The sequence below is a fragment of the Longimonas sp. genome (genome assembly GCF_040409695.1).
In the GTDB taxonomy this organism is placed as follows: Bacteria; Bacteroidota; Rhodothermia; order Rhodothermales; family Salinibacteraceae; genus Longimonas.
Genome location: NZ_JARWGJ010000050.1, coordinates 1 through 14873, shown reverse-complemented (window position 1 = coordinate 14873; position 14873 = coordinate 1). Strand labels below are relative to the sequence as shown.

The 14873-nt window shown below is 59.5% G+C and carries 8 protein-coding genes and 1 pseudogene; 8 read left to right on the top strand and 1 reads right to left on the bottom strand.

The window, feature by feature from the left end:
* On the top strand, positions 1–737 hold a 737-nt coding region (locus PPP56_RS02810), incomplete at its 5' end, for an SAM-dependent methyltransferase (protein WP_353562514.1).
* Between the two features lie 68 nt (positions 738–805).
* Here PPP56_RS02810 and PPP56_RS02805 read toward each other — a convergent pair.
* Entirely contained in the window at positions 806–2248 is a 1443-nt protein-coding gene (locus tag PPP56_RS02805) for an HAD-IG family 5'-nucleotidase (RefSeq protein WP_353562513.1), read from the bottom strand.
* A 316-nt stretch (positions 2249–2564) separates the two neighbouring features.
* Between PPP56_RS02805 and PPP56_RS02800 the strand changes: the two genes are divergently transcribed.
* The 7 genes and pseudogenes from PPP56_RS02800 to PPP56_RS02770 all read left to right on the top strand — a co-directional run.
* Positions 2565–4331, top strand: coding sequence for a capsule assembly Wzi family protein (locus PPP56_RS02800; RefSeq protein ID WP_353562512.1), 1767 nt, complete (start codon positions 2565–2567; stop codon positions 4329–4331).
* Positions 4332–4518: 187 nt separating this feature from the next.
* Positions 4519–6015, top strand: a complete 1497-nt coding sequence (locus tag PPP56_RS02795; RefSeq protein ID WP_353562511.1) for an L-serine ammonia-lyase — start codon at positions 4519–4521, stop codon at positions 6013–6015.
* 514 nt (positions 6016–6529) lie between these two features.
* Entirely contained in the window at positions 6530–7630 is a 1101-nt protein-coding gene (locus PPP56_RS02790; RefSeq protein WP_353562510.1) for a LacI family DNA-binding transcriptional regulator, read from the top strand.
* A gap of 63 nt (positions 7631–7693) precedes the next feature.
* Entirely contained in the window at positions 7694–10657 is a 2964-nt protein-coding gene (locus tag PPP56_RS02785) for a SusC/RagA family TonB-linked outer membrane protein (RefSeq protein WP_353562509.1), read from the top strand.
* A gap of 156 nt (positions 10658–10813) precedes the next feature.
* Positions 10814–12391 (top strand): RagB/SusD family nutrient uptake outer membrane protein, encoded by a 1578-nt coding sequence (locus tag PPP56_RS02780; protein ID WP_353562508.1) that lies wholly within the window; start codon positions 10814–10816, stop codon positions 12389–12391.
* A 157-nt stretch (positions 12392–12548) separates the two neighbouring features.
* The gene (locus PPP56_RS02775) at positions 12549–13928 is read left to right on the top strand and encodes a hypothetical protein (RefSeq protein WP_353562507.1); all 1380 of its coding nucleotides are present in this window, start codon (positions 12549–12551) and stop codon (positions 13926–13928) included.
* 318 nt (positions 13929–14246) lie between these two features.
* Positions 14247–14873, top strand: a pseudogene (locus tag PPP56_RS02770) (hypothetical protein); the annotation flags it as partial.

Sequence of the window (14873 nt, the reverse complement as noted above, 5' to 3'; positions counted from 1 at the left end):
GCCGCATGCCCTGGTACGACAGCTGGTTCGACAGCGACGCCTACACGCTTGTTTACGCGCACCGCGACGCCGACGAGGCCCGGCAGTGCCTTGACCTGATTGAGTCGGTGCATGCGCCTGAGCCCGGCGCGCGTGTCCTGGATGTCGGGTGCGGGCGCGGACGCCATGCGCTGAATCTGGCGGAGCGGGGCTATCGCGTTACCGGCATCGACCTGTCGGAAGCGGCAATCCAGGAGGCGCGCAGGCGCGGCACGGAGCGTAACCTGCCGGCTGTGTTCAAGGTGCGTGACATGCGCGATGCGGTCTGCGATGGCTGCTTTGAGGGCGTGGTCAACCTGTTTACTACGTTCGGCTACTTCGCCGAAGACGCCGAAAACGAGGCCGCCCTCCGCGCCATGCGCACCGCCCTGCATCCCGGCGGCTGGTTCGTGCAGGACTTCCTGAACGCTCCGCAGGTGCGTGCCACCCTGGTGCCTGAAGATGAGCAGATGCGCAACGGAGTGCACATCCATCAGCAGCGGTGGATCGAGGACGGGCGCATCCATAAGACCATTACCCTCGAAACCGACGAACACACCGAAACGCACCGGGAGTCGGTGCGCCTCTTTACCCGAAGCGACCTGGAGGCGATGTACGAATCCGTTGGGCTTGTGCCTACGCACGCGTTCGGCCACTACGACGGACGCCCCCACTCCGACGAGAGTCCCCGCCTCATTCTCATGGCCAAACGGGCGTAGCAGCCGCTGCAGATCCTGCTGAGAGATAGTCTGGTACCGATGCAACCGGACCCCTACAGGCCCCGACATTAGGGCGCGATGAGCTCTGTTTCGGGCAGCGACACCGCGTCGTGTGGCAGGTTGCCCCGGTAGGAGCGCAGATAGACGAACGGCGTGTGGTGCAGAAAATTAGACACGCGCCCCGTGTATACATCGGCATAGCGCTCTACCTGTCGTGCAAAGAGGCTCTTATCTTTGCCCGTGCGCATGATAGGTCCCCAGTTGTCGTTGCCGAGCTGACCGGCCTGGCGTGCCAGCGGGGCGATCTCGTTGTCAAGTGCTACCAGGTCTTCGCGGACTTCCACCATCTCGCGCTCCAGCTGCTTCGGGGCGTCGTGTTCGGTGGGACCATAGCCTTTGCGAAGGCGCTGTACCTCCAGGCGCATCTGGGAGTACTTCTCCTCCAGCTTGTTCTTCTTCTGCATCAGCTGGGTGAGCTCGCGCTGCTTCTCATGAAACATCTGGAAGGCCAGGATCTCCTCCTCCAGCTCGCGCACCACCAGTGCCGTGCGCCAGCGCAGCACCTTCTTCGTGATGTTTACGTCTACAAACAGGTGGTCGCCCACGTAGAGAATCTCCTCGCCCGAAAGACCGAGTGTCTCCTCAACCAGCGATGCGTTTGCGCCTACATAGACCGCATCTTCAGCGAGCGGGCCGCCCGTATGCTCGCGCAGCATCCCGTCTTCCGAGACGACGCGGAACGCCGGCATCCGCACCGAAAAGAAGTCGGGCTTGCGCGCACCCACAATCGAGATGTCGAACAGGTCGCTCCACGTCATCTCGCCCGGCAGGTAGGGGTTGAAGACGTAGTCGAGCATCGGCTGGGCGTACGACCACTCCGAGTTTGTAATCAGAAGCAGCTTGCGCCCCGCCGCTTTCTGATCAAGCAGCGCAAGCGGCATCTCTTCATCCACGTCTACAAACTGCTCGGGCGAGGCGATAATCTCCTTCTTCAAGCGCCCCTCCATGTGCGCGGTGTCGAGGGTCGACTGCACCTCTTCGTAGAGCGTATGATAGCTCATCGACCCCGACAGCTTCCCTTCGTCCATCAGGTCCACCAGCTGCATGTACATGCAGGCCGCCGAAATGGAGAATAGCGTGTTCAGAAACTGCCAGCGGTCGTCGGCCAGGTCGACCAGGATGCGCTGGTAGGTCTGCTTCTGCGTATCGTAGTCGAGCGGGTCGGTGCCGTGGAACGCACGCTTTACGTAGCCAAAGCGATTGGCCTTCACCACGTTGCCGCGCTTCGTATCCAGAATGAGGCCACGAATCACCATGTCGGGCTGAAACGTGAGGTCGTCGACCGGCCATCCACGGGCGCTTAGCCCCTGCTTCAGATACGAATAGGCCCGTTCTTCCCATGCGCGCATGTGGTAGTGCACCAGCGTATAGTCCATGTCGTAGCCGATGGCGCGAATCCCGCGCAGGTTCAAGGTGCGGTTGCAGAACAAGCCGCGCGTTCCGTTGGGCATAGGCAAAAAAGATCAAACTCGTGTAAGCAATGGACCGGGTCTACGTGCAGCCGTCTGTTTTGCTTCGTGGCACAGACAATCCTTTTGTTATCTACCTTTTGTTATGTGCAGCCTGGTGCGTGCAGCACGCTCGCTGTTTGTGCCTGGTCGCACTCAGGGCGATCCGGGTTGTATCTGATCGGCAAAATCCATTCATTACAGTGGTCAATAGCTGCACCCCTCACGTATACGCTCTGCTGTGTCCGCCTGCCCTACCCGCTCTTGCCGCCATACCGCTCTTCGTTTCTGGGGAAAGCGATGGCCTCAGCCTTTCTGGATGATGCTCTGCGCCGGTCTGGTGGTCAGTCTCGTTGGCGGACACGGTCTTGCAGGCGCGTCGTATGCTGCTTCATCGAACACCGTACACGACGTCGCGGGGATCGCTCTTCCTGATACCACGGCCACCGACCCGCCCCCGCGCACGGTCGACCACGACGGCGTGCTGCGCATCAACGACCCGCTACACCGCTTTCTGGAACGCCAGCAGACGCTCGGACGCCTCCCTCGGGCGGTGCTCACCCATCAGCCGCTATCTGTAGGCGAGGCGCACCGCCACCTCGACAGCCTGCAGGTCCGTCGCAGCCAGCTCTCTGCGTCTGAGCAAGCGATGCTCGATCGGTACCAGCGCCGCACAGACCGCCCCGGGGCCGCATGGGGACAGCGGTCTGGGGGCTTTGCAAACGGACACGATCTGCTGAGCGCGTCGGGGGCGGGGTATGCTGTGCAGGCGAATCCGGTGCTATACGGCACCGCCGGGTCGGTGCACGAAACCGACGTCCCATCGCGACGCAGCACAACAGCCGCCTGGCGCAGCTCAATCGGGGCGCGCGTACAGGGGCGCCTGGGCCGCTACGTCTTCTTCGACCTGCAAGCCGACGCCAGCCGCGCGCGTCCGCCCCGCGTGCAGGTGCCAGACGAGGGCCGCTCTACTGCGCCGCGCCTCGGTAAGGTGACGCTGCGTGGCGATACCTACGAGTACACATCGGTGCGCGGTACGGTGGGGCTGCGCACCCGCTTCTTTGAGGTGCGCGCCGGACGCGACCAGAACCGCTGGGGACCCGGTGCGGGCTCGGTCATGCTCTCTAACTTCGGCCCGGCCTACAACCAGCTGCAGCTGCGCACCACCGTGTGGCGCGTGCAGTATACCAACCTGTACACCCGCTACGCCGCTCCTGCGGGTCCGTCTGCGCCCGACGAAACGCCCGACCTTACGCGCCGGCCCCGCAGCTACGGCGCCTCGCACCGCCTCGCCATCGACCTGACCGACAACATCGAGATCGGACTGTTCGAGACGATCGTGTTTGCGCCAGAACGCGACTCGACCGTGAACCGCCGCGGGTACGACGTCGCGTTCTTGAACCCGATCATCTTCCTGCGTGCCGTAGAGCGCGAGCTGGGCAGCCCCGACCGTGCGCTCGTGGGCATCGACGGCGCCTGGACGGCAACGCCTGGCCTGCGCCTGTACGGACAGTTCGTGCTTGACGAGTTTGTAGCCAACGAGATCGGCCAGCAGTGGTGGGGCAACAAGTGGGCCTGGACGCTCGGTGCACATGTCGTGCTTCCAGCGCAGCCCGACCTGTCGCTTCGTGCCGAGTTTGCACGGCTGCGTCCGCACATCTACGCCCATACCTATGTGCCTAACTCCTATGCGCACTGGGATGACGGACTCGGCTATCCGACAGGGCCTAACAGCATCGACATGGCCCTGCGGGCCGAGTACCAGCCGGCGGGGGCATGGCAGGCCGGGCTCAATGTGGCCTACACGCAGCGGGGGCGCAACACCGAGACGCAGAACTTCGGGAGCGATGCCACACGCACGAATCAGACCCGCGAGCGCGACCGTGGGGTTGCAATGCTACAAGGGGTGCGCCAGAATATTCTCATGCTCGAGGGCCACGTCGGAGTCGAGGTGCTTCCGCAGCTCATTGTTGAAGCCGCCGTGCGTGCCGAGCAGATCACCGATGCCGAGCGCCCCCGCGATCGCTACGTGCATCCGTACCTGGCTGTACGGTGGGGCCTCCCGTTTCAGAGCACGCGCTACTGATCCCATCTGTGCCCCACCTGCTACACCTGAAACGCATATGACTACACCCTGCACAAACGCAACGAAACCGGAACCCGGAGCCGTCCGTGCGTTGATACCCTACAACGAGTGGAAGCGCTTTCGATGATTATGTGAAGCGCGCTGCCTCTTCTGGCGTGAGTCTCTTGCATCAACCATCTGTATTATCATGAAGGGCACCACACTTACCCCGGAATCATCGGCAGCCTCCCCGTCTGATGAACAGCGCGCTGAGCCGATTAGTGCGTTCGACATCTTCAAAATAGGCATCGGCCCTTCCAGCTCCCATACGATGGGCCCCTGGGTGGCGTGCGCCACGCATGTACGGAAGCTGGCAGAGTCGGGGCGGCTGGAGCAGGTTGAAACCGTCTCCGTAACGCTATACGGCTCGCTGGCAAAGACCGGCAAGGGCCACGGCACCGACAAAGCGCTGCTGCTGGGACTGCGCGGCGACGATCCCGAGCAGATCCCCGTGAACCAGGTGCAAGAGCGCGTGGATGCGGTTAAGGAATTGGGATGCATCACGCTGAACGGCACCCATACGGTTCCCTTTCAGCCGAACGATGATCTTGTCTTTCGGCGCGATGAGACCAAGCCGTACCATGCCAACGCACTCACCATCCATACCACGTTTGCCGACGACTCAACTACTGATGACACCTACTACTCGGTTGGAGGGGGCTTCGTCGTGCATGAGTCAGAGACCGACAAGGACCACGGTATGAACGACGAGGTGACGCTGCCCTATCCATGCGGCACAGGCGACGACCTGCTCCGCCACTGCGCGCAGACCGGATGCAGCGTATCGGAGCTCGTGCGCCGCAACGAGCGCGTCTGGCGAACAAACGAGTCCATCAACGCGCGCCTCATGCAGATCTGGGGCGTTATGAAGCGATGCATGTACCGGGGCTGCCACACGGGCGGCGAGCTGCCTGGTGGACTGCAGGTGACGCGCCGTGCTGAGCGCATGCACAAGGCGCTGATGGATACGCACAACTTGCCCGAGTACAGCGATCCCGATAGCTGGATGGCTTCCATTCGCACTGCCGACGACCGCTTCCAGACGATCTTGAAATGGGTCAGCGCTTTTGCGATTGCAGTCAATGAAGAGAACGCCTCATTTGGACGCGTGGTGACAGCCCCGACTAACGGAGCGGCCGGTGTGATCCCGGCTGTGCTTATGTACTACCTCTGTTTCAGTGGAGGCACGGAAGACGATGTGCCTCGCTTTCTGCTGACTGCAGCGCAGGTCGGGAGCCTGTTCAAGCAGCGGGCTACCATCTCCGCTGCCATGGGCGGGTGCCAGGCCGAGATCGGCGTGTCGTCGGCCATGGCCAGCGCAGCGCTTACCGAGTGCCTCGGTGGCGATGTGGAGCAGACCCTAATGGCTGCTGAGATCGCGATGGAGCATCACCTGGGCATGACCTGCGACCCGGTTGGGGGACTTGTGCAGGTGCCTTGCATTGAGCGTAACTCCATGGGAGCAATTAAGGCGATCACCGCCAGTAACATCGCTCAGGAGAGCGACCCGGCGCATGCAAAGATCTCGCTCGACACCGTAATCCAGTCGATGTGGGAGACCGCGCGCGATATGAACAGCAAGTACAAAGAAACCTCTGAAGGCGGCCTCGCTGCGCAGATCCCCGTGAACGTAACGGAGTGTTAATAGAGCGTTGGGGCGCGTCTGGCCACACTGCTGTGCGCTGCGCACGCTCAACAAGCAGAGCGGCTCAGCCTCCATCGGCATGTAACCGGTGAAACCAACCGCATCTCTTCATAGACACATATCTCCCGTTCACTTGTAAGCGATTACATGAAAATTGTGTGATCCTGTTGCATTTTCCTCTTGTTCCACGTGGCAGATGTGAATCTGGCAACGAAAAATGCGAGAGCATCTCTCTCTGTGTAAGTCAGCACGAGATACACAGGTATGGCCTTTTTATGCCCAAAAAGTGCATCTGTGCGTGCTGGAGGCGCATTTGGAGTGTGCTGGGAAGCAGACGATCAACCGATACGGGAAACGGCCAGATGGAGGTGCAGCCTGTGCGAGTGCCGGTGCACGTCCAGAAAAGGCCGAACGAGCCGTAGCAGCACGCTTGGACTTGACATCGTTGTAAGCGCTTCCTACTATGTAACCGCTTACATAATTAAACTATTACCAATCGGGCCTCCCTCGTCTCGTGGCTGCTACGATTTATGACATTGCCGAACGAGCCGACGTCTCTACAGCGACGGTATCTCGCGTGTTGAACAAGCCCGCTGAGGTGAGTGAGACGACCCGCCAGCGCGTGTTGGATGCAGCGCAGGAGCTCAACTACCAGCCGCACGCCTCGGCCCAGAATCTGGCACGGCAACGCACCAACTATATTGCAGTCGTTGCTCCTGTTGTAGCCAACTACTTCTACATGCACGTGATGCGCGGCATTCAAGAGGTGCTCGCAGACCGTGAGTACGACCTGATGATCCACGTACCCTCGCATCCAGAAGACATTGAAAAGCGCTTGCAACGTGCTACGCAGCCCGGCCGCAGCGACGGCATCCTGCTCCTGTCGACGCCGCCCAACGAATCCTGGGCACAGCGTATCATCGAAGTGGGGCGCCCCATTATCCTGCTGGATGCGCACCACCCCGACATCGAGTCGATCGCAGTCGACAACGAGCGGGGCGGATACAAGGCTACGAAGCATCTTATTGACCAGGGATACAAGCGCATCGCCCACATTACGGCCACCCCCGAACCACCGCCGGCCGTGCAGCGCCGGATTGGCTACGAACGGGCCTTGAAAAAAGCCGGGCGCGAAGTCGACGACCGGCTCATTGCTGCTTCAGAGGCGCTCCCCTTTGCCTTCTCGGAAGAAGGGGGATACCGCGCCATGAAACAGCTGCTGGGCCAGCGTCAGCGTCCCGACGCGGTGTTTGCTGCGTCTGATATGCAGGCCGTGGGCGCCCTTGAAGCGGCGCGCGAAGCCGGACTCTCTGTGCCGGGCGACCTGGCAATTGTCGGGTTTGACGATACGGATATTAGCCGCTTTGCGGGGCTTACTACGCTACGCCAGCCAGCAGAGGCGATGGGGCGCCGCGCCGCTGAATCACTTTTGCGGCACATTCAAGGCGCTAACCCGCCTGTATCGAGTACGGTGCTGGCTCCACAGCTCATCGTGCGCGACACCTGCGGCGCTCGTCAGCAAAGCCCCAACGAAGCAGGCAAGCTGGCCGACGCAGCTGCCAAGACGGCCTCGCAGAACGGAACACTAACAGAAAAGCAGGACAGCTCGCAGTAGCGCTGCGAAGCAGATACCCACGAACTTTCACGTTTACATATGTCCCATAACACAGACGGTCTCATGCAAAGTAGACGATACAACTACCTGCGGCCCGTGCTTGTGGTCGCCTGCCTGATGCTCTGGGTTGGAACCGCTTTCGGCCAGGATCGGCAAGAGGTGTCCGGTACCGTAACCGACGCCGAAACAGGCGAGCCCCTGCCAGGTGCCAACGTCACGGTTGTTGACGAACCCATCGGCACCTCGACCAACGTAGATGGCGAATACTCGCTGCAAGTCCCTGTTGATGCGGAAGCACTTCGTTTCTCATTCCTGGGATATGACGCGCAAGAAATTCCGTACGAGGGGCAGTCAACCCTCGACGTGTCGCTCGTACCCGCCGACGCTGAGCTCCAGGAGCTTGTCGTGATTGGGTACGGCGTGCAAGAAGAGCGCGACGTGACCGGCTCGGTGTCGAGCGTGCGCTCCGAAGACTTCAACCGCGCTCCCGTATCAAGCCCCGAACAGCTGATTTCAGGGAAGGTGGCCGGTGTGCAGGTTAGCGCAGGCGATGGCTCCCCAGGAGGCGGCAACCTCGTGCGCATCCGCGGCGACAACTCGTTTAGCGCCGGCAACGAACCGCTCTACGTGATTGACGGCGTACCGATCGATAATTCGGGCAACAATGCGCAGCGCAACCCGCTCAGCTTTCTTAGCTCCAGCGACATCGAGAGCATGACGGTGCTGAAAGACGCCTCGGCAACAGCGATCTACGGATCGCGTGGTGCCAATGGCGTGATTCTGATTGAAACGCGCCGCGCTGACGGCGACGAAGGACGCATCACCTACGACGGGTCGGTGTCAACCTCGGTTATCAACGAGCGCGTCTCAATGATGAGCTCGGACCAGTACCGCGGTGTGGTTCAAGACCTGGCTGCTAACAACCCGGATCGCTTCGGCTCAGCAGCAGACGCGCTTGGCATTGCGAATACAGACTGGCAGGACCTCGTTGAGCGCCAGTCGTTCCGCCAGGAGCACGCGGTAAGCTTCGCACGCGGCTACGAGGATGCCGACTTTCGCCTCTCGCTGAACTATCTCGACGAGGAAGGAACGCTGCGCGGCTCCTCTTTTGAGCGGCTCGGGCTCTCGTTCAACTATAACCAGCAGCTGCTCGACGACGACCTCACCATTCGGGCCAACCTGCGCGGTTCGCAGACCCAAGAGCAGTTTGAGCCCGGAGGCATGGTCGGAAACGCTGCAAGCTTCAACCCGACGCTCCCCGTGCGCGACGTGAACAGTCCGTTTGGTGGATTTACTGAGTGGGACGAAGCGCTTGCTGAGAAGAACCCACTCGCTGAACTGCTTCTTCAGGAGTCGAGCGGACGTGCTCTGCGTAGCCTTGGTAACGTAGAGGCCGAATACCGCATCCCATTTGTTGAAGGACTCTCGACGCGTTTGAATCTGGGATACGATGTGCAGAGCGGCGAAGAAGTTTTCTTTGCGCCTACCAACCTGAAAGCCCAGGCCGACGCATCGGATCCGGGCGTTGTAGCGCGCGCCAACTTCACGCGCCTCAATCGGACGCTCGATGCGTACATGTCGTACGATAACGAGTTTGAGTCGATCGATAGCCGCTTCGACGTTACGGCCGGATACTCCTTCCAGGATTTCAAGGGCGAGTTTCCTGAACTGGTAGGGCTGGGCCTCGACAGCAATATCTTCGGGGCGGGTACGGTATCGCCAGCCAGCGAATTTGAAGCGAGCGTTACAGAAGTGCCGAACCGCCTGATCTCAGGATTCGCGCGTGTCAACTACACCTTCGCAGACCGCTACCTGCTCACTACTACAGTGCGCCGTGATGGCTCCTCACGCTTTGGCCCCGAGAACCAGTTCGGGACCTTCCCTTCGGTTGCTCTTGGGTGGCGGATCAACGAAGAACCCTTCATGGACGACGTTGACGTGGTCTCTAGCCTGCGCCTGCGGGTGTCGGCGGGTGTCGTTGGTAATCAGGAGATCGGAGACTTCCTCTACCTGCCTGTGTATGTACCGGGCGGGCCGCAAGCACGTGCTCGTTTTGGCGATCGCTTCGTGTCAACGCTGCGTCCGAACGCGGCTGACGAGTCGTTGCAGTGGGAAGAGACCACCAACTACAATGTCGGCGTCAACTTCGGACTCTTCGACGAACGCGTTACCGGAGCCGTTGAGGTGTACCGTGAAGACGTAGACAACCTGCTTCGCGTGGTGCCTGTCGCGGCCGGGGCCAACCTGAGCAATCAGGTGCTGACCAACGTTGGTGAACTGCGCAACGAAGGCATTGAGATTAGCTTGAGCGGCGCGATCTTCCGTGAAGGTGACTTCACGTGGGATGCCCAGTTCAATGCGTCGACAAACCGGAACGAGATTCTAAGCATCGGTGGCGGTGTCGCAGAAGGCACTGACATTGAGGTGGGCGGTATCGAAGGAGGTACAGGAAATACCGTACAGCTCCTTCGCGAAGGTGAATCGCTCAACTCGTTCTTCCTCTTTGAGCAGCAGTTCGATGCAGATGGCAACCCTATCTTCGAAGATGAAGACGGGAATCCGCTGACGGAGCGTCGCATTGCAGGCACCCCTGATCCGGACTGGATTTTCGGGCACACCTCGCAGTTTGCCTACCAGAACATTGACCTCAGCTTCACGCTGCGGGCACACGTTGGCAATAAGGTGTATAACAACAACGCCTCGAACTTTGGGCACCTGCAGCGTCTCACAGATGTTGTGCCGTCGAACCTGCACACCTCCTACTTCGAGACCGGATTCGACCAGCCGCGCTACTTCTCCGACATCTACCTTGAGGATGCATCATTCCTGCGCCTCGACAACGTGTCGGCCGGATACACGGTACGGACGCTTCCGGGTGTGAGTCAGCTTCGCGTATACGGAACGGCCCGGAATCTCTTTACGATCACCGGATACAGCGGCCCGGATCCTGAGGTGCCGTTCGGTATCGACAACAACCTCTACCCACGCTCCCGAACCTTCACGGCAGGTGTAAACATCCAGTTCTAACGAATGCTGGTAGCGCTCTGTGCAGGCCTGAAGGAAGATGCTTCGGGCCTGCACATGCGGCGTTCCGTTTGCATCACACGACCCCTTGCAAACCAACCCCATATTGCGATGAACTACGCTATATCTACATTAACGCGACGATTACTTCTCACAGTAATGCTCATCACAGGCATCGCGTACCTGACAGCCTGCGACGTGTCGGTCGACCCGATTGGGACGGCGACGGAGGAGCGCGTCTTTACGGAGGACGACTCCTACGAGCAGTTTCTTGCTAAGCTCTACGCGGGCCTGAACGTAACCGGCCAGGAAGGGCCAGCAGGTGCCGGCGACATCGGCGGCATCGACGAAGGCTTCTCGCAGTACATGCGCCTGTACTGGAGCATGCAGCAACTGCCAACAGACGAGGCGATCATTGCCTGGGAAGACGACGGCATTGAAGAGCTCAGCGATCATAGCTGGGGGCCGGATAACCAGTTCACACGGGCGATGTACGACCGTGTGTTTTTCCAGGTGTCGCAGTCAAACGAGTTTCTTCGTCAGTCGACCGCAGATCTTCTGGAAGACCGGGGCAATAGTCCGCAGGTTCGTGAGCGCGTCCCCCAGTTCCGCGCTGAAGCGCGCTTCCTGCGTGCGCTCAGTTACTGGCACGGGCTTGACATCTTTGGCCCTACGCCGCTCGTAACGGAAGATTTTGTGCGTGGAGCCGAAGCGCCGCCACAGAGCACGCAAGAAGAAATTTTCAGCTTCATCGAGTCTGAGCTGCTCGCCATTACCGGAGAGAGCGGTAGTGGCGAAGAGGTCCTGCCGCCTATCGGCGATGCCGAATACGGACGGGCCGATCAGGGTGCTGCCTACATGCTGCTCGCCAAGCTCTACCAGAATGCACCGACGTACACCGGTCAGGATCGCTCCAGCGATGTTGTACAGTACACGGAGCGCATTCTTGATTCAGGGGTGTATCGTCTTGAAGATACCTACCACAATCAGTTCCTGGCCGACAACGCCATGTCGCCAGAGTTCATCTTTGCGATTCCGCACGACGGCGACAACACGCGCCACTTCGGAGGGACTACATTCCTGGGCAACGCGTCTCTCGGCGGACAGGCCGATCAGTTTGGCTTGCAGGGATGGTTTGGGCTGCGCACGACCAGCGCTGTAGTTGATCGCTACGACGGAAACGACCAGCGCCCGGTGTTTCCAAATACAGCCGGCGACCAGTTCATTCAGGAAGGCCGCTCGAAAGAGATTACGAGCATAACCGACTTCGCGGGTGGGGGCGGCTTCCTTGTGCCGAAGTACCAGAACGTGACGTCTGCGGGGGAGCCCGGGGTAAACAATGTACACTCAGATGTGGATTACCCCGTGTTTCGGTTGGCTGACGTGCACCTGATGTACGCTGAGGCGGTGCTTCGTGGCGGCGGCGGAAGTGAAGCTCGCGCGCTCGATCTCGTGAACGATCTCCGCGAGCGTGCCTTCGGAGGAAGCAGCGGCAACATCACACAGGCCGAACTCGACCTCGACTTTATTCTCGACGAGCGGAGCCGCGAGCTCCTCTGGGAAGGCCACCGCCGCACCGACCTGATTCGCTTTGAGCAGTTTACCGACCAGGGCGTATGGCCGTGGAAAGGAGGCGTTGCAGAAGGGCGAACCACGGAAGGATTCCGCGACCTGTATCCGTTCCCTTTCACGGAACTGAATGCTAATCCCACGCTCCAGCAGAACCCGGGCTATTAAGGACAACCACAGACCTTCGCTGATCCGGGTGCGGTGCATGTAGCGTATGTGCACGTAGCATATATGCGCCGCACCCGGTACGGAGGCTAACGCTATAGCACGGCACCATGCTGCCACACCCTTTTCGAATTTGCTTCCACGTTACCTACTGCCAAATATGTATCGAATAGCCACACGAACACTTGGCGTTGTGCTGCTCCTTGTCTGGAGCCTGGCGCTTGTCGGGTGTGACGATGATATCAGTAGTGTCGAAGATCTCGACATTCAACCCAGTATCGACCTTCCAAGTAGTTTAAGCCTTGCACTCCTCGACGCGGAAAGCCGTACCGAGTTTAGCACGACCTACCAGGGGCTCGACCAGGCGCCCGACGTGTCGGGATCTGGCAACCTGGTTGTAGAACGCATCAGCGAGTCGGGTAGCGCCGAGCAAGGCGGCTCGCAGCAGTGGAGCGTCGGATACGACGGCACTGTGAGCGGCGTTCAGGAAGAAACCATCACCATTCAAACATCAAGCGAGGGAGAGTCGATAGAGCGGGAAATCAACGTAACAGTCAGCCCGTTCGTGATCTCAACCGACTTTGCCAGCCGCTTCATTGTGGTTGAAGACTTTGAAACTGACTTTCCAGACAATCAGGGAGCCGACAACCCGGCGGACCAGCGCCCCATAACGACGACTGGAGCAACCACGGCGGCCATCCAGTCGGAAGCGTCTTCGCCAAACAGCAACGGGCCCAACGCGCTCGAAATCAATGCCGCTGCAGGAGATCCCGTCTCCTTTGAAAGCACGGTAAGTGCGCCAGGAGCCAATCTCTTTACGTTCCTCGTTCGCTCTCCGGATGCTGCGTTTGACCTGACACTGACCTTCGTCGAAGAGGCGAACGGTGCAGAGGTGGAGCATGAGATCGTCGTACCTATCACCGAAGGTGCCGGCTGGCGTCAGTACGGTATTGGCTTCTCCCAGATCGACGTTGACTTCAACCCGGTGGCTGTTCGGGCGGGTGGAAACGGTCCGTTGAAAAGCGTGCGCCTCTCGGCAGATGCAGACGTCACCTTCCAGGTGGATGAGCTCATGCTGGGTACCGAACAAGGATCCATTGCTGAGATCAATGACTTCGAAGCCACTACGAATGCGTACATTACCTTCAGTGGGGCCTCCTTTGGGTTCACGGACCAGGTTGCAGAAAATGCGTTTGGCACGCGTGCTCGCGACCTCCAAGACGTAAGCTTCTTCGGGTATAACCAGGGAGGCATTCGCATTCAGGATGCTGCAAACGGTGAACTGAAGTTTCGGATCGGTGCTGTTGCAGAAGACACAGAACTGGAAGTCTTCCTTGAACTGAATGAGGGAGGTGGAACAGCTACCAATATCACGATCGAAGCCGGCAGTGAATGGCAAGACATCTCGGTGCCGATCAGCGAGTTAGCTGAAAACCCATCAGCACTCGCAAGTGGAATCAGCAACGTTGGATTCAATTTCGTGTCTGGATCCAGCAGCTTTCTTATTGACGACCTCCGTCTGGATGCTACCGGTAACTAGCCACGGTAACTAATCACGGTAACTAACCAATCCGCTGTCCTCGGTTCGCTGTGGTGAATCGAACAGCATGCCCCCTACGGAGGAGGTCCCTTGCGCGGGCCTCCTCCATTATAGGGAATTCAGAAAGGAAATATGCGGCCCCCTGCCTGTGTAGGTACGCTGCCTTTGTGTACACGCTCGATCGTTTCTCCTAAGAGGTAGCGGCCATGTGCGCTGCGTTTTAGGAGAGCTGATCTGCGTTCAAGGTGGGCTCTTGCGAGCTCGACTTGTCTCTGGATGATCTCTCCCCTTCACTTGCTCCCAAAAGCCGCCAAGGTCATGATGCATCGTGCTACTTCCTTCGTCCTGGCGTTCGTGCTCGCTTTAACAGGCGCGCTCAACGTACAGGCCCAGTCGCAAGACGACGCCATCAGCACCAATCCCACGGTGCCAACGGTCAATCAGCCTGTGACCATCACCTTCGATGCGTCGGATACGCCACTCGCGGGATTTAACGACGATATCTATGCCCACACGGGCGTAACGACGGACCAGAGCGATCCGGAGTGGACCTGCGTCAAAAATTTCTGGCCCACACAGAATGAGTTCTCCGGCGAGCGCGCTGATACGCGTCTTACACAGGTGGGCACAGATTTGTATGAGCTCGAAATCGACGACATCCGCGCGTACTACAACGACAACGAGACCGGATGTACGCTTGGTCAGAACGAGGTCATCCAGACGATGAACTTCGTCTTTCGGAATACGAACGGTGACACCCAGACCAGCGATAAGTTTGTTGCACTCGGCGATCCGGATGCTACGCTGGCTGTAACTATCACGCAGCCATCGGTGTCGGGGATCAATCCGTTCATTATCGAGGATGGCGAAACGGTAGACATTGAAGCCGAGGCCATCGAGTCGGGCGAGAATCTCGAAGAAATGGTGCTCACCATCGATGGTGAG

Bases quoted from the DNA above. Each gene is read 5' to 3' on its own strand.
- PPP56_RS02805 (WP_353562513.1), bottom strand. From the start codon at position 2,248: ATGCCCAACGGAACGCGCGGCTTGTTCTGCAACCGCACCTTGAACCTG.
- PPP56_RS02800 (WP_353562512.1), top strand. From the start codon at position 2,565: ATGATGCTCTGCGCCGGTCTGGTGGTCAGTCTCGTTGGCGGACACGGT.
- PPP56_RS02795 (WP_353562511.1), top strand. From the start codon at position 4,519: ATGAAGGGCACCACACTTACCCCGGAATCATCGGCAGCCTCCCCGTCT.
- PPP56_RS02785 (WP_353562509.1), top strand. From the start codon at position 7,694: ATGCAAAGTAGACGATACAACTACCTGCGGCCCGTGCTTGTGGTCGCC.
- PPP56_RS02780 (WP_353562508.1), top strand. From the start codon at position 10,814: ATGCTCATCACAGGCATCGCGTACCTGACAGCCTGCGACGTGTCGGTC.
- PPP56_RS02775 (WP_353562507.1), top strand. From the start codon at position 12,549: ATGTATCGAATAGCCACACGAACACTTGGCGTTGTGCTGCTCCTTGTC.